The sequence below is a fragment of the Streptomyces sp. NPDC002896 genome, from assembly GCF_040295225.1.
Classification (GTDB): Bacteria; Actinomycetota; Actinomycetes; order Streptomycetales; family Streptomycetaceae; genus Streptomyces.
Genome location: NZ_JBEOVA010000009.1, coordinates 193,608 through 211,176, shown reverse-complemented (window position 1 = coordinate 211,176; position 17,569 = coordinate 193,608). Strand labels below are relative to the sequence as shown.

Genomic DNA, 17,569 nt, shown 5'->3' with positions numbered 1-17,569 from the left:
CACCGCTCGGGAAGAGGACACATGACCGTCGACCCCACCGACCCCGAGACGTTCGAGGACGCCGCGGAACCCGTACCCGAGATCGACGTCGAGGCTCCGGAGGCGGACGCCGCCGAACAGCACGCGGATCTCGCGCCGAACCGCGACGACTCACTGCAGGACTCGGACCCGGACAAGGCCAACGAGGCGGACCGGGTGGAACAGGCACGCGTGGTCGCCCTCGACGAGGACGACTACCGATGAACAGCACCCATGGACCGGTACCGCCGGCCGGCTGCCGCTGACAGACCGCCGGTGACCGGCCACCGCGACCGACCACCAGGAGATCTTGCCCCCGTCCGGCCGTTTATGTTCCGATCCGACCCTGTCCGGTCCGTGAAATTCTGCACGCGCACCGCGCACACCACGGTTACTGAAAAGTACGATGGCGGACGCGGCGCACACCGCACTTGGACGATCTTGGGAGGCGGCGTGACAGCCATCGAGCAGACAGAGGCGGCGCGCCCGCGGGGTACGCGCCTGCCGCGCCGTGCCCGACGGAACCAGCTGCTGGGCGCGGCACAGGAGGTCTTCGTCGCGCAGGGCTACCACTCGGCCGCGATGGACGACATCGCCGAGCGTGCGGGCGTCAGCAAACCCGTCCTCTACCAGCACTTCCCCGGCAAGCTCGACCTCTATCTCGCCCTGCTGGACCAGCACTGCGAGTCCCTGCTGCAGTCGGTGCGCACCGCGCTCGCGTCGACGACCGACAACAAGCAGCGCGTCGCGGCCACGATGGACGCCTACTTCGCGTACGTCGAGGACGAGGGCGGCGCGTTCCGGCTCGTCTTCGAGTCCGACCTGACGAACGAGGGCGCGGTACGCGAGCGCGTGGACAGGGTCACGCTGCAGTGCGCCGAGGCCATCTGCGACGTGATCGCGGAGGACACCGGTCTTTCCAGGGGCGAGTCCATGCTGCTGGCGTCCGGCCTGGGCGGCCTGGCGCAGGTCGTCGCGCGGTACTGGCTGCACAGCGACCGCAGCGTGTCGCGCGACCAGGCGGTGCAGCTGCTGACCTCGCTGGCGTGGCGCGGCATCGCGGGCTTCCCGCTGCACGGCATCGAACACCCCTGACGGCACCGCACCGCGTTTTTGTTCCCGTCCGCTGTTCGCTACCGGCGTGTATGCCCGGCGGCTGAGCATCCCCTCACCGGGCTAGTGTGTGCTGGTACGGCGCGGACGGCCGCGCACATCACTGACCGTCGGAGGGACAAAGCCGTGGAGGTCAAGATCGGCGTGCAGTACGCGCCCCGCGAGATCGTTCTGGAGAGCGGTCAGACCGCCGAGGAGGTCGAGAAGGCGGTGTCCGAGGCGCTGTCCGGGAAGGCTCCGCTGCTGAGCCTCATGGACGACCACGGCCGCAAGGTCCTGGTGCCGGCCGACCGCCTCGCGTACGTGGAGATCGGCGAGCCGACCGCCCGCAAGGTGGGCTTCAGCGCCCTCTAGGCGCGAACAGGCGCGAACGCGACCAGTAAGGGGTGCGGCCCGGCAGACCAACTGCCGGGCCGCACCCCTGTGTTGCGTGCACCGCGGACGGAGTACGGGTTCCACTGCGGACGGAGTACGTCTTCACCCATGGGCGCGGCCGAATTCACCCATGGGTGCGGCCGAACCGCGGCTGCGCCGTGACCTGGCGGGCCACCTGCGGGCATGGCGGATATGCGGTGACGCCTTCACAGTTGCGCCACATGTTCCTCTCAGCGGAGGATTGCGTTCCGGACGCCCCGGGTAGGACGGGCTACGACCGACACGACATGGCCGCGCGGGAGGGAACCACAGATGGTGTTGGAAGCGCTCGGCTCCGCAGTCATCGGTCTTGCGCTGGCCTGGGTGGCGACACGGCTCCTGCCGCACCGCCTCCCTGCCCGCACCCTCGTTCTACCGACGGGTGTCGTCGGGGCACTGTTCGGGGCATTCGTCACGCACAGCGCCCTGGGCGCGGGCCACACACCGCTCACACTCCTCGGCGCGCTGGCCGTCGCGGCGGCTCTGCTCTCGCTGCTGATCCGCCCGGCGGGACTGCGCCGATCAGCCACCGCCTAGGGACCGGCCCCTTGGCGACCGGCCCCTGGGCGAGGGAAACCGAGCACCGGCTCTGACCATTGCGGGCGACTCTGACCGCTGCGGCCGGCGTCTCCGACCACTGCGAGCAGCCTCTCCAACCACTGCGGGCAAACCACTGCGGGCAGCCGTTCCGCCCCCGGCCGGCGCCCGAAGGCGCCACCGACGCCCGAAGGCGCCCCAGGGCGAACGACTGCCCGCAGGCTGTCCCTGTCGCGCTACGCCGCCAGCCCCAGCGCGGCCATCCGCTTCGTGTGCGCCTCGGTGATACGCGAGAACATCCGCCCGACCTCCGCAAGGTCGAACCCGTCCGCGACACCCCCCACCAGCATCGTCGACAGCGCATCGCGCTCGGCGACCACCCGCTGGGACTGCGAGAGGGCCTCGCCCATCAGCCGCCGCGCCCACAGCGCGAGCCGCCCGCCCACACGCGGCTCCGCGTCGATGGCGGCGCGCACCTTCTCCACGGCGAAGCTCGCGTGCCCGGTGTCGTCGAGGACGCCCAGCACCAGAGCGCGCGTGTCGGAGTCCAGGCGCGCGGCCACCTCGCGGTAGAAGTCGCTCGCGATCGAGTCGCCGACGTAGGCCTTGACCAGGCCCTCCAGCCAGTCCGACGGCGCCGTCTGCTTGTGGAAGCCCTCGTACGCGGCCACGAACGGCTCCATCGCCCCGGTCGGCTCCTCGCCGATGGACGCAAGCCGGTCCCTGAGCTGCTCGAAGTGGTGGAACTCGGCCGACGCCATCTTCGCCAGCTCAGCCTTGTCGGCGAGGGTCGGCGCCAGCTTCGCGTCCTCCGCGAGGCGCTCGAACGCCGCCAGCTCCCCGTACGCCAGGGCGCCGAGCAGATCGACGACCGCGGCACGGTACTGGGGATCGGCGGAGGCCGTCGCCCAGTCCTGGGCGGCGATTCCGGTCGGCTCAGCGGATGCGTCGGCGGCTTTGTCAGGGGCGTTGTCAGGCGAGGTCATGCAGCGCACAATAGTCCGCTTGCCGTCGCACGGAAGTCCCTGGTCAATCACTGTGACGACGACTACGTGACCAATTCGGCCATCGAGTGTGCGCCGTTCCGGGGTACAGTGGTAATGCGCTCGCCGAGTTCATCGCCGCATCTTGACGGTAAACCGACGAGCCGCACGAATGAGGATGCCCGGTCGGTGGCCCGATCGGCTCCGACCCGACAGCCCTCCAGCCGTACGCCTCAGTGCGTACGGCTTCCCATGGAGGGGCCCTCAGCGGTTCGAGCGCTCGAGCGTCGGCAGTGGTCCCGCGCCGTCCGCCCCGCGAAAACAAGGCGGCCGGCGTCATGACGGCACGGTCACGACCCCCAGCGTTCGCCTCGCACCGCATACACAGAAGAGGCAACACCCTGACTACGCAGCGTACGACTTTCCGAGAGCTCGGGATTCTCCCCGAGACCGCCGAGGCCCTCGAGGCCGTCGGCATCGTCCACCCCTTCCCCATCCAGGAGATGACGCTCCCCGTCGCGCTCTCCGGCACCGACGTCATCGGCCAGGCCAAGACCGGTACCGGCAAGACGCTGGGCTTCGGTCTCCCCCTCCTCGAGCGCGTCACCGTTCCGGCGGACGTCGAGGCCGGCCGGGCGCAGCCCGAGCAGCTGACCGACGCGCCGCAGGCGCTCGTCGTCGTCCCCACCCGCGAGCTGTGCACGCAGGTCACCAACGACCTGCTGACCGCGGGCAAGGTCCGCAACGTCCGCGTCCTCGCGATCTACGGCGGCCGGGCCTACGAGCCGCAGGTCGACGCCCTGAAGAAGGGCGTCGACGTCGTCGTCGGCACCCCCGGCCGACTGCTCGACCTCGCCGGCCAGAAGAAGCTCGACCTGAGCCACGTGAAGTGCCTGGTCCTCGACGAGGCCGACGAGATGCTCGACCTGGGCTTCCTGCCCGACGTCGAGAAGATCATCAACATGCTGCCGGCCCGCCGCCAGACGATGCTCTTCTCCGCGACCATGCCGGGCGCCGTCATCGGCCTCGCCCGCCGCTACATGTCGCAGCCCACGCACATCCGCGCCACCGCGCCGGACGACGAGGGCGCGACGGTCGCCAACATCTCGCAGCACGTGTACCGCGCGCACTCCATGGACAAGCCGGAGATGGTCTCGCGCATACTGCAGGCCGAAGGCCGCGCTCTCGCCATGATCTTCTGCCGTACGAAGCGGACGGCCGCCGACATCGCCGAGCAGCTGCAGCGCCGCGGGTTCGCCTCCGGCGCCGTGCACGGCGACCTCGGCCAGGGCGCCCGCGAGCAGGCGCTGCGCGCCTTCCGCAACGGCAAGGTGGACGTGCTCGTCTGCACCGACGTCGCGGCCCGCGGCATCGACGTCGAGGGCGTCACACACGTCATCAACTACCAGTCTCCTGAAGAGGAGAAAACGTACCTGCACCGCATCGGCCGCACGGGCCGAGCGGGTAACTCTGGTACGGCGATCACGCTGGTCGACTGGGACGACATCCCGCGCTGGCAGCTGATCAACAAGGCGCTGGACCTCCCCTTCAACGACCCGCCCGAGACGTACTCGACCTCGCCGCACCTCTTCGAGGAGCTGCGGATCCCCGAGGGTACGAAGGGTGTCCTCCCCCGCTCCGAGCGCACCCGTGCCGGGCTGGCGGCCGAGGAGATCGAGGACCTGGGCGAGACGGGTGGCCGCGGGCCGCGTGGCCGCGGTGGTCGTGGTGGTCACTCGCAGTCGGCGGAGCGCGAGCACGAGCGGGAGCGTCCGGCGCGTACGCCGCGGCGGCGCCGCCGTACGCGCAGTGGGGCGCCGGTGGACGGTGCCGCTGCCGCCACGGACGGTGCCACGACCGCGGGGACCGCGGAGGCTGCCGAGTCGGCCCTCTCCGCTTCCGCTTCCGCGAGCGAGTCGGCTGAGGCGCGTACGCCGCGCCGTCGTCGCCGTACCCGCAGCGGTGTGAAGACCGAGGCGTCGGTTGCCGCGGTCGGTGTCGACGTGGCCGAGGCCCCGGTCACGCCCCTGCCCGAGCAGACGGCTCCGGCTGCGGACACGACTGCTCCGGCTGCGTCGGATGCTGCGGCGGCCGTGACGGCGCCCGTGTCGGAGAGCACCGAGACGCCGCGGCGCCGCCGTACCCGCAAGGCCGCGGGAACGGCACCGGCGACTGCGACTGCGACGGCGACCGAGGCCGCCCCGGCGGCGGAGGCGGTTGCGACGGTCGAGGCCGGAATCCCCGCCCAGACGACGCACGAGCCCGAGCCGAAGCCGCGCCGCCGCACCCGCAAGGCTGCGGCGGCAGCGGTGACCACGGCGGACGGCACGGCAACCGCCGAGGAGGCGGAGGCCAAGCCGAAGCGACGCACCCGCAAGGCGGCCGAGGCAGCAGTGGCCACGGCCGAAGGCACCGCGGACACCGAGGCGCCCGAGGCCAAGCCCAAGCGACGCACCCGCAAGGCTGCGGAGACAGCGGTGACCACGGCAGAGGGCGCGGCAACCGCCGAGGAGGCGGAGGCCAAGCCCAAGCGACGCACCCGCAAGAGCGTCGCTGCCGCCGAGGCCACGACCGCCGACGAGGCGACGGCGCCCGCGGCCGAAGCCAAGCCGCGCCGCACTCGGGCGAAGGCGGCTCCGAAGGCCGCTGCCGTCGAGGCGGGCGCGGACGCGGCGGAGGCCCCGGAGGGCGCACCGCGTCGCCGTCGTACCCGCAAGGCTGCGGAGGCGGCGGAAGCCTGATCCACCCACCATTGTGATGGCCCGACCCCGTTTCCTGGGGCCGGGCCATCACGCACGGGTGCGGGGTTCTCTGGAGCGAGCCCGTTTCTCCCCCACCCCACCCCTTCCCGAAACTGAGGGCTCCGCCCCCAGACCCCCGGATCGCCTCGGGCTCGTCCTCAAACGCCGGACGGGCTGCATGCCCGCCCGGACCCGTCGGACGACCCGCTAGCCTCGTCGCATGAGCAGGCCGCCGACCTTCGACCCGCCGCCCGGCGCCCGGGCCTGTCGCCTCGTCACCGAACGGGGCGACTTCGCCGTCATCGACGCACCGCCGGCAACGGGTCGGCCGTACAAGGGAACCGCCCTCCTGCTCCCCGGTTTCACCGGAAGCAAGGAGGACTTCATCGCCCTCCACCCGCTGCTCGCCGCCGCCGGCTACCGCACGGTCGCCGTCGACGGCCGCGGACAGTACGAGTCGGACGGCCCACTCGACGACGAATCTCCCTACGCACAGGCCGAGTTGGCGCGTGACGTCCTCGCCCAGGCCGCCGCGCTCGGCACGTCCGTGCACCTCCTCGGCCACTCGCTCGGCGGCCAGATCGCCCGCGCGGCCGTACTCCTGGACCACACGCCCTTCGTCTCACTCACCCTCATGTCCTCGGGCCCCGCCCAGATCTCCCCCTCCCAGCAGGAGCGCGTGAAGCTGCTGCAGGAGGTGCTCTACCTGATGGACATGGCCGAGGTGTGGGAGGCCATGCAGGCCGTCGAGACGCCCGAGGACACGGAATTGGATGGCCCTCCGGGCGACCCGGACCCCGCTCCGGACCCCGATCCGGGGCTCGACGGCGCACGGGACCTGCGCCACCGCTGGCTGCGCAACAGCCCCGCCCAGCTCATCGCCACCGGCCGTCAGCTGTGCACCGAACCCGACCGCGTCACCGAGCTCAGCGCCGTACCGCTGCCCAAACACGTGCTCTCCGGCGAGCGCGACGACACCTGGCCGTTGCCGCTGCTTGACGACATGGCCGCACGTCTCGCCGCACACCGCACCGTCGTACACGGGGCCGAGCACTCCCCCAACACGGACCGCCCGCAGGAGACGGCGGCGGCCATCGCCGCGTTCTGGGACGCCTGCTGAGCGGTACAGCGGTATCGCACGTCGCGCCGCCCAGCGCAGCGTTTCAGTACTGCGCCTGCAGGTGATCCCAGAAACCGTCCCGCAGCGACCGCCGCAGGTCCGACTGCCCGCGCAACGAGTACTGCAGCAGCCCCTCCGCCTCCACCAGCAGGTCCTGGTCGACCGAACCGGGCAGATACGGATGCCCGGGCAGCAGCTCGGCCAGACTCTCCCGCCCCCGCGCCGCGAGCCACTTCGCCGCGATCTGGGCGCCCACGAACCGCACCTCGTCGCGTGTGGGCCGCGGCACCGACGGCGTCTCGTACGAGGGGACGGTGCGCCGCGTTATGTACGGCTTGAAGAACTCGAGGTCGAAGGTGCGCTGGCTGTCGACCTCCCAGAGCAGCGGCTCGGCCTGGTTGCGGCCCTCCGGCGCCTCGACGCCCCAGAGGTGGACGCGCGCGCCGTATCCCTGCGCCGCCTCCACCGCGGGGACCAGGTCCTCGTCGCCGCCTATGAGCGCCGCGTCGCTGATGGCCCGATGGCGTGCCAGTGACTCCAGGTCGCTTCTGATCAGGGAGTCGACGCCCTTCTGCTGGTTGTTGGCGTTGAGGTTGCCGAGCCGTACCTTGACGTCCGGCAGCTCCGCGATGGACTGCTGCTCCGCGGTGTGGATACGGCGGCGGGCGCCGTCGTACCAGTACACGCGCAGCAGCCGGCTGTCCGCGAATATCGAGCGGGCCTTGTCGATCAGTGCGTCGATGAGCCCTTCGGCGTCGAGGTCGAAGGCCCTGCGGTCCTCCGTGCCGGCGGCGAGGCGTCCCGCGGCCGCGTAGAGATACCCGGCGTCGACGAAGATCGCGTGGGTCGAGGGGGTCTTCGCCACCTCGGCGAGCATGCGCTCGAGCAGCTCGTTGGTGCGGTCGATGCGGGCGCCCAGCGCCGCAGGTCCGTCGCGTCCCACGAGTTCGTCGTTCATATGTGCCTCATTGTCCGTGTGGTCACGGAGAGAGCACAAGCCGTCCACCCGCGGCACCTAATTAGGCTCTCGAAAAATTTCCTTAGCGTAGGGAATGTTGGCCCCATGCAACGTGTTGTGACCATACGGAGCGCGGTGCACTGTAGCCACGCAATCCACTCTTAACGGTCGGGCAACTGCCCGGCCGCAGCCCGGGGCGAGAATCGTGTCCCGGATCACAGCAGTTCTCCTTCAGGAGGATCACCAGACGAAGGGAGAAGCCTTGTTGCGCTTCGAAATCATGCGACTCGACGACGTCGACGGCACCGCCGTGGACAGCACCGTCGTGGACGCCGCCTCCGTCAACCGGATCGTGCAGCAGGCAGCCGCCATCGGGCAGCGCCTCTACATCCGACCGGCCGAAACCTCGGCCTCGTAACTCCGGCACCGGCTCGCGCCCCCTCGTAACGGGTCGCGGCCGCGACATCTCGTAACGCGTCGTATCGACGCCGCCGACGACGCCACCGCGTCGACGACGCTGCACAGCACTGCAGAGCCCCCGTACCCAGCGGTACGGGGGCTCTGCGTGTGTGTGCGGCCCGCGCGCTCGTGCGGCCAGGCTCGGCCCGCGGGCTCAGGCGCCCTGGATCACCTGCGTCACGCCGTTGATGATCTGCTGCACGGCGATGGCGGAGAGCATCATGCCCGCGAGCCGCGTCACCAGCACCACACCACCGTCCTTGATCACGCGGATGATCAGCAGCGAGTAGCGCATGACCACCCACAGCACGAGGTGGATCGCCACGATCGCCGCCCACACCGACAGCTGCGTCCCGAAGCTGTCGGCCTTCTGCACCGCCAGGATCACCGAGACGATCGCGCCGGGACCGGCCAGCAGCGGCATGCCGAGCGGTACGAGCGCGACGTTGACGTCCTTGGTCTGCTTGGGCTCGTCGGTCTTGCCGGTGAGCAGGTCGAGCGCGATCAGCAGGAGCAGCAGACCGCCCGCGATCATCAGCGCGGGCACGGAGACGTGCAGGTAGTCCAGGATCTGGTGACCGAGCACGCCGAAGACGGCGATCACTCCGAAGGCCACGCACACAGCCTGGAAGGCCATCTTCCGCTGCGCCTTGGCGGGACGGCCCGCGGTCAGCGCGAGGAAGATCGGAGTGACCCCGGGGGGATCCATGATCACGAAGAGGGTGAGGAAGAGGGAACCGAAGACAGCGAGATCGAACACGGAAGGCCTTGCAGGGTGTTGGGTCGGTCGTACGACGGGCACGGGGATACGGCGGCGGTCTCTTGCCGCCGTACCGGGGGAGCTTCAGGCGCGGTGCGCGGGGATGACGAGATGCGGTCCGCGCTTACGCGGGACAGGCCGCGGATGACGAGGTGCGGTCCGCGCTTACGCGGGACGAGCCACGGTTTGCGAGGTGCGGTGCACGCTCACGCGGGACGGGCTACGGGCGCCCGCCGGTGCCCGGCACGGGAAACGCCCCGGTGGCCCGTCGCGTGATCTCCCCGAAGATCTCGGGGTCGGTGGTGAACTCGCCGAGGACGCACGTCTTCCGGCTGCCGTGGTAGTCACTGGACCCCGTGGTCAGCAGCCCCAGGTCGGCGGCGAGCCCCCGCAGCCGTGCGCGGGTGGCCTGGTCGTGGTCCATGTGGTCGACCTCGACGCCGTCGAGTCCGGCGGCGGCGAGCTCCGCGATCGCGGTCTCGGGGACGACCTCGCCGCGCTTGACGGCGAGCGGGTGCGCGAAGACGGCGACCCCGCCCGCGGCCTTGATCAGCCGGATGGCGTCGAAGGGGTCGAGTTCGTGCTTCTCGACGTATGCGCGTCCGCCGTCCGCGATCCAGTCCGGCGTGAACGCGTCCGAGACACTGGAGACGACGCCGAGCTCGACCAGCGCCTCCGCGATGTGCGGGCGCCCCACGGAGCCGTCGCCCGCGATGCGCGCGACCTGCTCCCAGGTGACCGGGACGCCCAGCTCCTGGAGCTTGGCGATCATGCCCTTCGCGCGCGGCACCCGGTCGTCGCGCACCAGCTCGCGCTCGCGCAGCAGCTCGGGCTCCTCGGCGTCGAACAGGTACGCCAGCATGTGCAGGCCGACGCCGTCGAGGCGGCAGGAGAGCTCGGCGCCGGTGACCAGCGTCAGCCCGGCCGGCACGGCGGCGATCGCCTCGGCGTGTCCGCGGGTGGTGTCGTGATCGGTCAGCGCGACGACGTCCAGACCGGCGGCGGCCGCGTTGTGGACGAGCTCGGCTGGGGTGTCCGTGCCGTCCGAGGCGGTGGAGTGGGTGTGCAGATCGATGCGCACGACGCGTACTCCATGCTCTGACGGGACCGCTACGAAGGGGACGCTCAAGGATAACGGGAATCGAACACGTCCCTGTCCCGGGCCCAGCCCCGTTCGCGTCCCGGCCCCACGAGGCGCCCGAGCGGGCGCGCCGACCGCGCGCCGTACATGCCCACAGCGGGCTGGTGCGGGCGCCTACGGCGACAGGATCCGCGGTGTCAGTGCCCCGCACGGCAGCAGGTCCATTTCTGCTCCCGCCTCGCGCAGATCCGTCAGCACCAGTTCGTCGTACATCAGCAGGCCCGACTGCTCGGGCCATACGACCGCCCACAGCCACAGCCCGAGGGCCTCGCCCGCGAAGACGGCACGGTCGTCGGGGGTACCGCCCACAAGCCACAGCGGGGTCGGCCGGCCGGCGGCGAGGACCTTGGCCTGGGGCGGTTTCTCGACGTCCAGGTACGGGCCGGGGTCAGGGCCCTCGATGCCCGCGTACCGCGCGCCGAGCCCGACGCCGAGCTCCTCGGCGACCAGTATCAACTCACCCATACCGCCGAGCGGTCCCGGCCCGGAGCACGCCACCGCGGTGGCGCGCCCTCCGGTGCGGTCGTCGCCCGCTGAGGCCACCCCGGTGAAGAGCCAGCCGACCGGCAGCGGCCACGGCATCCACACCGGTACCTGCGCACGGTGCACCACGACGCTGAGGGCCTCGACGCTGGGCGGGATCACGGGCTGCAGCGGGTGCACGGGCCCGTGCACATCACACTGCCAGGAGTCGGCAAAGAGTCCGGGAGCCCTGACCCGGCCACCACACTTCGGGCAACTGGGTTCGCCCCTCATAGGGCTCAACGGTCCTCCCCGGCTGTCGCCGCGTCAAGGACGATCACCCGTCCGGAGTGCGCGACCGCCGGCCCAATTTAGATGTAGCTTGCATCGATCAGGTGTCTGACTTTCGCCCGCTTTCGATCGAGTGCCGGCGGGCTCAGTCGGGTTCAGTCGAGCGCGACGGACCTGCGCAGCGGATCACGCAGATCCGTCCCGCTGCCGAGCCACCGCTCCTGAAGCGCCCCCGCGCCGTGCACGCGCTTCCAGGCGGCCTCGTTCGGCGTCATCGGCAGCAGCGGCAGAAAACGTACGGGGTCCAGGGGCGCGTCCAGATCGAGGTCCTCGACGAGGCCGCCGGACTCGGCCACCAGCACGGTGGTGAACGGCGCACCGGGCCACAGCGGTTCGCCCACGTCGAGCGAGGCGCCCGGGGCCACGACCACCCCCTCGACCTGGGGCGACGCGGCCAGCACGGCGAGCGGGCGCAGCACCTTGTCGGTGTCGGCGAGGCCCGCTCGCACGGAGAGCAGGAGCTCCGCCCGCGGGCCCTCGACCGGGTCCGCCAGCGGCGATGTGGGGTCGGCCATCGGGGCCGCCGACATCCCGAGCGTGGCGTATCTCACGATGTCCCCGTCGGTGAACCGCAGGACCTCGATGCGGTCCGCTCCGAGGAACGTCACCGCAGCACGCGCGTCCGGTTCGCCCAGCGCCATACGCAAACGAGCCTCGACCAGAGCAAGTACATCAGCCATGCCGCGAGCATAGAACTGGTCAGTGACGGGCAAACTGGCGACTTGACACTTCAGTTCGCTGATAAGCTGAGCCGCCGGTCGGGCAGCACTGCAGACGGGGCCCTCGCAGCAGCAGCTGGAGTCGCTCCCGCGCCCCGACCGCGTGGGACATCCCTTACGGGGGACCGGCCGGAGGAGGTGGGGCTGCAATGGACCGAAGTCGACCGTGCAGTACCACCCGCTCTTCCGGCCGCTGAGTCGCACAGCTTTCGCAAGCTGTCCCACCCTGCGCGCGCATTTCCGGCGCTCGACGGAAGAGCACTTCGTTTCCGCCTGATCTGTCTGATCTGTATCAGTACCGCTGGTCTCAGTACTGCTGATCTGAGTCAGCGGCGAAGCTGCCACCGCGACGATGCGGTGCTCCCCGCTTTGTGGACGAGCCAAACATCGAAGTCAGGACGTCCTCATTCCGGGTAGTTCCACCCGTCGCCGGCGGCTCTGTTGCGAAGGAGCCAGCCCATGTCGATGATCCGTGACCTGCGTGCCGCCGTCCGTCCCGCCCAGCGCAAGGACGGCGGCAGCCACAGCGCGTACGACACGACCCGTGACCCCGCGACGCCCTCCGCCGTCGTGGACTGCGCCGTCTACCGCGACGGCCACCGCGTGACCTCCTACGACACCCTGACGCCGCACCAGGCGATGCTCCAGGTCCGCCGCGACGGCGGTTTCGCCTGGATCGGGCTGCACGAGCCGACGGAGGCCGAATTCGCCGGTATCGCCGCCGAGTTCGGGCTGCACCCGCTGGCCGTGGAGGACGCCGTCCACGCCCACCAGCGGCCCAAGCTGGAGCGCTACGACGAGACGCTGTTCGCCGTCTTCAAGACCGTCCACTACGTCGAGCACGCCGAACTCACCGCGACCAGCGAGGTCGTGGAGACCGGTGAGGTGATGTGCTTCACCGGCCGGGACTTCTTCATCACCGTGCGGCACGGCGGCCAGGGGTCGCTTCGCGCTCTGCGGCACCGGCTGCAGGAGGAGCCCGAGCTGCTCGCCAAGGGGCCGTCGGCCGTGCTGCACGCCGTCGCCGACCATGTCGTCGACGGCTATCTCGCGGTCGCCGACGCCATGCAGGACGACATCGACGAGGTCGAGACCGAGGTCTTCACGCCGGGCCGCAAGGGCGGCGTCTCGCGCGGTGTCGACGCCGGGCGGATCTACCAGCTCAAGCGTGAGGTCCTGGAGTTCAAGCGCGCGGTGGCGCCGCTCGCGCGGCCCATGCAGCTGCTGAGCGAGCGGCCGATGCGGCTGATCGACCCGGACATCCAGAAGTACTTCCGGGACGTGGCCGACCACCTCGCGCGCGTGCAGGAGCAGGTCGTCGGCTTCGACGAGCTGCTCAACTCGATCCTGCAGGCCAACCTCGCGCAGGCGTCCGTCGCGCAGAACGAGGACATGCGCAAGATCACGTCCTGGGCGGCGATCATCGCCGTGCCGACGATGGTGTGCGGTGTGTACGGGATGAACTTCCAGTACATGCCGGAGCTGCACTGGAAGTTCGGGTACCCGCTGGTGCTCGGGGTGACGGTGGGGATCTGTCTGACCATCCACCGCACGCTGAAGCGCAACGGGTGGCTCTGAGGGGGCCCCGGGTGGCTCTGACGGGGCCGGGGCATGGGGGTCCCCCCTACTCGAGCGCAGCCGAGAGCTTGGGGGAGGCCGGCTGTCGGGCGACGCGGTTGTCGCCCGCCGCCCGGGCCTCACTACGCTGGTCCCATGACGGATCCCCTGCTCGACCAGGCCCTCGTCGAGGAGGCCACCAAGAAGTCCGGGCTCATCTGGGTACAGGGCAGCGGCCCGGCCCGGGCGCTGTGGCACGCGTGGCACGAGGGCGCGGCCCATGTGGTCGGCGACGGGCCCGGCGAGCAGCCGCTCCCGGGGCTCGCCGACGGGGGCACCGCGACCGTCACCGTGCGCAGCAAGGACAAGGGCGGCCGCATCGTCGAGTGGGCCGCGAAGATCGTAGAACTTCCGGCGGGCTCGCCCGAGTGGGAGGCCGCCGTCGCCGAGCTCAAGGGCAAGCGGCTGAACGCGGTCGACGGCGAGGCGATGCCGGAACGCTGGGCGCGCGAATGCCGCGTGCTGCGGCTGGAGCCGCTGGGGACGACGGCGGAGCTGCCCGGAGGCTCGCTGGCCGCCGCGCCCCTGCCGAGCGGGGCGACGACGCGCCGGCCGATCCCGGCGGCGCTGCCCCGCCTGCTGCTCCGCCGGAAGCGCCGGTAGTTCCCCCGCGCGTCGCCGAGCCGGGCCGGTCCCGGCATGGAGGGAACCTGGCGTTCCGCAGCCAAGAAGCATCCGCGCGGCAGGGGACGGCGGAGCGACATCCGGACGACCGACGCAGCATGGGGACACCCCGGCGACGTCCGCAAGACCGCGCGGCATGGGACACCCCGGCGACGTCCGCAAGACCGCGCGGCACGCGGACGACCGGGGCCACAGGCCGGCCAAGCGACATGGGGACGATCCGCAGCGAGGGCCGCCGAGCAGTACGAGAGCCGCCCAGCACTACGAGACCCGCCGCGCGGCGAAGGTGCAGGAGGCCTGGGCCGGGAAACTCGAGAGGCTGCTCGCCAGGCGACGGACGGGCGACGGGGTACCGTCCGGGCCGCCCGAGCTCGGCTTCCCAGGAGGCGAGACCCGGCTGATCGGGCCCCGTCCGCCCTGCCGAAGCCTCAGCCCCATGGCGATGTCCAGCCGACAGGCACCGTCGGGGGCTCCCGGACGCGAGCCCCCAGCGGCGACATCCGGCCGACCTGCGCGTCCGGTGCCTGATCGCGCATGCCGCGGGCACTCGTGGCGACGGAAAGGAGTACCGCCGCCATGACGTCTGGCAAACGTGTGACCTGGTGGGCCCGTGTGGCCGGCGCTGCAGTGCTGCTCTTCGCCGCGCTGTTCGCCGTGGGCCGTTTCGATCTGCTGCCGGGACCCGGCGACTTATTCGAAGAGGACACCCACGACCGCTCTGGACCCGCGCTCCTCAAGTCCCTTCAGGACATCAGCCGTTACGACGCGGCGTCGGGCAACTTCCAGGTCGTCGTGGACCTGGAGAAGGATGCCCGGTTCCTGCCCGACGCCATCCGCGGGACACGGACCCTGTACGTAGGGGCGGGCACCGTGGACGCCTATGTCGACCTCGGGAAGATCGGGCAGGACGACGTCGTCGACGACGACGACCGCACGGCGGCCTCCCTCGAGCTGCCGCACGCCCGGCTGGGCGAACCCGCACTGGATGCGGACCGCTCGTACGCCGTGTCCAAGCAGCGGGGCCTGCTGGACCGGCTCGGTGACTTCTTCTCCGACAACCCCAGCAGCGAGCGGGCCGTGCAGCGGCTCGCGGTGCGGCACATCGCGGACGCGGCCGAGGAGAGCGGCCTGACGGCGCGCGCGGAGAAGAACACCACCAGCATGCTCGACGGCCTGCTGCGCTCCCTCGGGTTCAAGGAGGTGAAGGTCACCTATGGCCACGCGTGAGGGACATCTGCGGCGGCCGAGGCACATTCGGCTGCGCAGCGCGGACCCCGGCAGGGCGGCCGGTGCCCCGCCCGAGCGGGCCGCGGTCTCGGCCGGAGCCCGGGCCGGATTCGCCGCGCTCGGGGTGCTGTACTTCCTGGTCGGGGTGCTGGCCCTGAGGATCGCTCTCAACGACAGTGAGGGGCAACAGGCGGACCGCGGTGGTGTGCTCGCCGAGCTCTCCGACAAGCCCTTCGGGGGCGTCCTGCTGTGGGCGCTCGGGATCGGCCTGGCGGGCATGGCCCTGTGGCGGCTGTCCGAAGCGGTGTCCGGGGGCGGTCGGCCGGCCGGCAAGGGGACGGGCAGGCGGCTGCTGTCGGTCGGCAGCTTCCTCTTCTACGGATTCGTCTCCTACTCCGTTCTCGCGTTCGCACTCGGCGACAAGGGCAGCGGCAGCGGCTCGAGCGACCGCCAGTCTCAGGACGTCACGGCGAAGGCGCTGGACCTGCCGGGCGGGCGGTGGCTCGTCGGGGCCGTGGCGGTGGCGCTGGTGGTGGCGGGCCTCTGGCTGGCCGGCCAAGCAGTGCTCGGCCACTACCGCCGGGATCTCGACCGTGCCGCGATACCGCGGCGGCTGCGTCCCTGCGTCGATGCCTGCGGGGTGTTCGGCGGCGCGGTGCGCGGAATCGTGCTGGCAGCGGCCGGGGGATTCGCCCTCACGGCGGCCGTACGGTACGAGCCCGGCCAGGCCAAGGGGGTGGACGACACACTGCGCTCGTTCGCCGAGGCCCCCGCGGGCCCGTGGCTCCTCGGTCTCGTCGCCCTGGGTCTCGCCGCGTTCGGTCTGCACTCCTTCGCACACGCGCGCTGGCACAGGCTGTGATGAGGCCTTCGATGAGCACTGTGCTGCGGCCGGGCCACCGTCGACGCGGAAGGGGAAGGCGTTCCCGCGCGCCCCGCACCCGGGGCCGTCCGCTGATGCGTCTGGTGATGTTCGGCGCGGCCTTCGTCGCGCTCGTCGCGTTCTCTGCCGTGCTGGCCAAGCTGACGCTGACACCGTCTCCGGCGTCCGCGCAGGTCGCGGGCGCCAATCTGCGGCCGGGCCACTCGCTGCGGCAGTACGCGGAGGACTATCCGTTCCTCGCCGCATGCCGGCAGGTCGGCGGCAATCTGCTGCTCGGCGCGCCGTTCGGGCTTCTGCTGCCGGTGCTGGTGCCGCGGCGGCTGCGGCTGGTGCGCGTGGTGGTGCTGACCGCGCTCGTGATGGTGCTGGTGGAGCTCGCGCAGGGCGCCGTCGTCCGCGGGCGCGCCTTCGACGTGGACGATGTGATCCTCAACACCGCGGGCGCACTCATCGCGTACGCAGCGGCAGGCCACCGTATCGGGCGCCGATTCCACGCACTTGCCGCACCGACGGGACGTACGCCTTCGGGCCGCGTCCGGGCATGAGGGCCTACGACCGGGGCAGCTGCTTCCCGTAGTCCACCATCTCCTTCTCCGTGGGCTCAGCGAGCTTGAAGTCCTTGCCCCACTCGGAGAGTTCGAGCGTGCCGCCGTTCCCGGCACGCTCGAGGAGGAGGGGGTAGGGCTCGCCCTCCAGGGACACCGCGAGCGTGCCGCCCGCACCCTTGTCCCCGGTGACCTCGACGGTGCGGACCCCGTCCGCGGTGGAGCGGTCCCCCTGGGCCAGCGTCCCGTGCAGCGTCAGCAGCCCGTCGAGCAGCACGTCCTTGTCCGTGAAGCCGCTGAGCTGCTTGTACGAGGGGTCGCCCTGCGGCACCTTCACGTACTTGTCGTCGAGTTTGCCGGCCGCCGCCCCGGCCGACTGACCGCCGCCCGCCTCGTCGTCCTGGGCCCAGAACCCCGCGTCGGCCTTGAGATAGAGGTGCGTACCGACCCGCAGCAGCCAGAACGTACTGCCCTTCGTGGTGACCGAACCGCTTCCGCCGTCGTCCTTGAGGCGCATGTCCAGCTTGTACGTGCGGCCGCTCACCACGACCTTGCCGGACAGCCGGACGGAGTCCGCGGCCTCGGCGGCCTTGCGCGTCTTGCTCTGGATCTGTGCCGGGGGCAGTTTGCCGACCCCGTTCGTGCCCGCGTCGGGGTCCTCGCTGCAGCCCGTCAGCACACCCCCCACGGCGACCAGCCCGGCGCACATCGTGCTGATCAATGACGCCCTGCGGGTGCGGCCCAGGGGAAATGCAGACACAGGTGGGGCTGCCTCTCATGCGGTTGTCCTCGACGGCGTACGGCAGCGTACCTGTGCCTCAGTGCCGTAGCGGAGCCAGTCCGTCCGGACCGCCTGCCAGGGCGGACGCGACCTGCACGGGCTAGCCTGAAGCCCGT

Annotated in this window: 18 protein-coding genes and 1 pseudogene; 12 read left to right on the top strand and 7 right to left on the bottom strand. The window is 71.2% G+C overall.

The features are described 5' to 3' along the window. Nucleotides 1–21 precede the first annotated feature (21 nt). From ABT009_RS18850 to ABT009_RS18835, 4 genes are all read left to right on the top strand, one after another. Entirely contained in the window at nt 22–243 is a 222-nt protein-coding gene (locus tag ABT009_RS18850) for an Rv3202a family protein (RefSeq protein WP_351295580.1), read from the top strand. Nucleotides 244–471: 228 nt separating this feature from the next. Next, complete coding sequence (locus ABT009_RS18845) at nt 472–1,113, top strand: TetR/AcrR family transcriptional regulator (RefSeq protein ID WP_351295577.1); 642 nt, start codon at nt 472–474, stop codon at nt 1,111–1,113. A gap of 144 nt (nt 1,114–1,257) precedes the next feature. Further along, entirely contained in the window at nt 1,258–1,485 is a 228-nt protein-coding gene (locus tag ABT009_RS18840) for a DUF3107 domain-containing protein (RefSeq protein WP_351295574.1), read from the top strand. Nucleotides 1,486–1,818: 333 nt separating this feature from the next. Next, nucleotides 1,819–2,082, top strand: a complete 264-nt coding sequence (locus ABT009_RS18835; RefSeq protein ID WP_351295571.1) for a hypothetical protein — start codon at nt 1,819–1,821, stop codon at nt 2,080–2,082. A 236-nt stretch (nt 2,083–2,318) separates the two neighbouring features. Here the strand turns inward: ABT009_RS18835 and ABT009_RS18830 are convergent, their stop codons facing one another. Further along, the gene (locus tag ABT009_RS18830) at nt 2,319–3,068 is read right to left on the bottom strand and encodes a ferritin-like fold-containing protein (protein WP_351295568.1); all 750 of its coding nucleotides are present in this window, start codon (nt 3,066–3,068) and stop codon (nt 2,319–2,321) included. A 335-nt stretch (nt 3,069–3,403) separates the two neighbouring features. Between ABT009_RS18830 and ABT009_RS18825 the strand changes: the two genes are divergently transcribed. After that, nucleotides 3,404–5,806, top strand: a complete 2,403-nt coding sequence (locus ABT009_RS18825; RefSeq protein ID WP_351295565.1) for a DEAD/DEAH box helicase — start codon at nt 3,404–3,406, stop codon at nt 5,804–5,806. A gap of 220 nt (nt 5,807–6,026) precedes the next feature. Next, nucleotides 6,027–6,926 (top strand): alpha/beta fold hydrolase, encoded by a 900-nt coding sequence (locus tag ABT009_RS18820; protein ID WP_351295562.1) that lies wholly within the window; start codon nt 6,027–6,029, stop codon nt 6,924–6,926. Nucleotides 6,927–6,969: 43 nt separating this feature from the next. Here ABT009_RS18820 and ABT009_RS18815 read toward each other — a convergent pair whose 3' ends face one another. After that, nucleotides 6,970–7,884 (bottom strand): NYN domain-containing protein, encoded by a 915-nt coding sequence (locus ABT009_RS18815; RefSeq protein WP_351295559.1) that lies wholly within the window; start codon nt 7,882–7,884, stop codon nt 6,970–6,972. A gap of 265 nt (nt 7,885–8,149) precedes the next feature. Between ABT009_RS18815 and ABT009_RS18810 the strand changes: the two genes are divergently transcribed. Further along, complete coding sequence (locus ABT009_RS18810) at nt 8,150–8,302, top strand: DUF8834 family protein (protein ID WP_198547427.1); 153 nt, start codon at nt 8,150–8,152, stop codon at nt 8,300–8,302. Nucleotides 8,303–8,497: 195 nt separating this feature from the next. Here ABT009_RS18810 and ABT009_RS18805 read toward each other — a convergent pair whose 3' ends face one another. The 4 genes from ABT009_RS18805 to ABT009_RS18790 all read right to left on the bottom strand — a co-directional run bounded on the left by ABT009_RS18805 (nt 8,498) and on the right by ABT009_RS18790 (nt 11,737). Beyond that, the gene (locus tag ABT009_RS18805) at nt 8,498–9,103 is read right to left on the bottom strand and encodes a MarC family protein (RefSeq protein WP_351295556.1); all 606 of its coding nucleotides are present in this window, start codon (nt 9,101–9,103) and stop codon (nt 8,498–8,500) included. Between the two features lie 220 nt (nt 9,104–9,323). Continuing rightward, the gene (locus ABT009_RS18800) at nt 9,324–10,184 is read right to left on the bottom strand and encodes a PHP domain-containing protein (RefSeq protein ID WP_351295554.1); all 861 of its coding nucleotides are present in this window, start codon (nt 10,182–10,184) and stop codon (nt 9,324–9,326) included. Nucleotides 10,185–10,358: 174 nt separating this feature from the next. Continuing rightward, nucleotides 10,359–11,000: a DUF6758 family protein gene (locus tag ABT009_RS18795; RefSeq protein WP_351295552.1), complete on the bottom strand. Its 642-nt coding sequence runs from the start codon at nt 10,998–11,000 to the stop codon at nt 10,359–10,361. Between the two features lie 152 nt (nt 11,001–11,152). Then, on the bottom strand, nt 11,153–11,737 hold the full coding sequence (locus tag ABT009_RS18790) for a suppressor of fused domain protein (RefSeq protein WP_351295549.1): 585 nt from the start codon (nt 11,735–11,737) through the stop codon (nt 11,153–11,155). A gap of 498 nt (nt 11,738–12,235) precedes the next feature. Between ABT009_RS18790 and ABT009_RS18785 the strand changes: the two genes are divergently transcribed. The 5 genes and pseudogenes from ABT009_RS18785 to ABT009_RS18765 form a co-directional block, all read left to right on the top strand. Further along, complete coding sequence (locus ABT009_RS18785) at nt 12,236–13,354, top strand: magnesium and cobalt transport protein CorA (protein ID WP_351295546.1); 1,119 nt, start codon at nt 12,236–12,238, stop codon at nt 13,352–13,354. A 135-nt stretch (nt 13,355–13,489) separates the two neighbouring features. After that, nucleotides 13,490–13,996 carry a hypothetical protein gene (locus ABT009_RS18780; RefSeq protein WP_351295543.1) on the top strand — a complete coding sequence of 169 codons (507 nt, stop codon included), beginning with the start codon at nt 13,490–13,492 and terminating at the stop codon, nt 13,994–13,996. Nucleotides 13,997–14,593: 597 nt separating this feature from the next. Then, nucleotides 14,594–15,244, top strand: a complete 651-nt coding sequence (locus tag ABT009_RS18775; RefSeq protein WP_351295540.1) for a DUF4230 domain-containing protein — start codon at nt 14,594–14,596, stop codon at nt 15,242–15,244. Further along, a complete protein-coding gene (locus tag ABT009_RS18770) occupies nt 15,231–16,106 on the top strand; it encodes a DUF1206 domain-containing protein (RefSeq protein ID WP_351295538.1) in 876 nt (291 codons plus the stop codon). Before ABT009_RS18775 ends, ABT009_RS18770 begins: the two co-directional genes overlap by 14 nt. Nucleotides 16,107–16,201: 95 nt before the next feature. Beyond that, nucleotides 16,202–16,636 (top strand): annotated as a pseudogene (locus ABT009_RS18765) (VanZ family protein); the annotation flags it as partial. 40 nt (nt 16,637–16,676) lie between these two features. Here the strand turns inward: ABT009_RS18765 and ABT009_RS18760 are convergent. Then, on the bottom strand, nt 16,677–17,432 hold the full coding sequence (locus ABT009_RS18760; RefSeq protein WP_351295536.1) for a hypothetical protein: 756 nt from the start codon (nt 17,430–17,432) through the stop codon (nt 16,677–16,679). Between the last annotated feature and the right edge of the window lie 137 nt (nt 17,433–17,569).

Excerpts from the sequence above, each read along its gene's own strand:
- ABT009_RS18850 (WP_351295580.1), top strand. The coding sequence starts at position 22 with ATGACCGTCGACCCCACCGACCCCGAGACGTTCGAGGACGCCGCGGAA.
- ABT009_RS18835 (WP_351295571.1), top strand. The coding sequence starts at position 1,819 with ATGGTGTTGGAAGCGCTCGGCTCCGCAGTCATCGGTCTTGCGCTGGCC.
- ABT009_RS18830 (WP_351295568.1), bottom strand. The coding sequence starts at position 3,068 with ATGACCTCGCCTGACAACGCCCCTGACAAAGCCGCCGACGCATCCGCT.
- ABT009_RS18825 (WP_351295565.1), top strand. The coding sequence starts at position 3,404 with ATGACGGCACGGTCACGACCCCCAGCGTTCGCCTCGCACCGCATACAC.
- ABT009_RS18820 (WP_351295562.1), top strand. The coding sequence starts at position 6,027 with ATGAGCAGGCCGCCGACCTTCGACCCGCCGCCCGGCGCCCGGGCCTGT.
- ABT009_RS18815 (WP_351295559.1), bottom strand. The coding sequence starts at position 7,884 with ATGAACGACGAACTCGTGGGACGCGACGGACCTGCGGCGCTGGGCGCC.
- ABT009_RS18795 (WP_351295552.1), bottom strand. The coding sequence starts at position 11,000 with ATGAGGGGCGAACCCAGTTGCCCGAAGTGTGGTGGCCGGGTCAGGGCT.
- ABT009_RS18790 (WP_351295549.1), bottom strand. The coding sequence starts at position 11,737 with ATGGCTGATGTACTTGCTCTGGTCGAGGCTCGTTTGCGTATGGCGCTG.
- ABT009_RS18785 (WP_351295546.1), top strand. The coding sequence starts at position 12,236 with ATGTCGATGATCCGTGACCTGCGTGCCGCCGTCCGTCCCGCCCAGCGC.
- ABT009_RS18780 (WP_351295543.1), top strand. The coding sequence starts at position 13,490 with ATGACGGATCCCCTGCTCGACCAGGCCCTCGTCGAGGAGGCCACCAAG.
- ABT009_RS18775 (WP_351295540.1), top strand. The coding sequence starts at position 14,594 with ATGACGTCTGGCAAACGTGTGACCTGGTGGGCCCGTGTGGCCGGCGCT.
- ABT009_RS18770 (WP_351295538.1), top strand. The coding sequence starts at position 15,231 with ATGGCCACGCGTGAGGGACATCTGCGGCGGCCGAGGCACATTCGGCTG.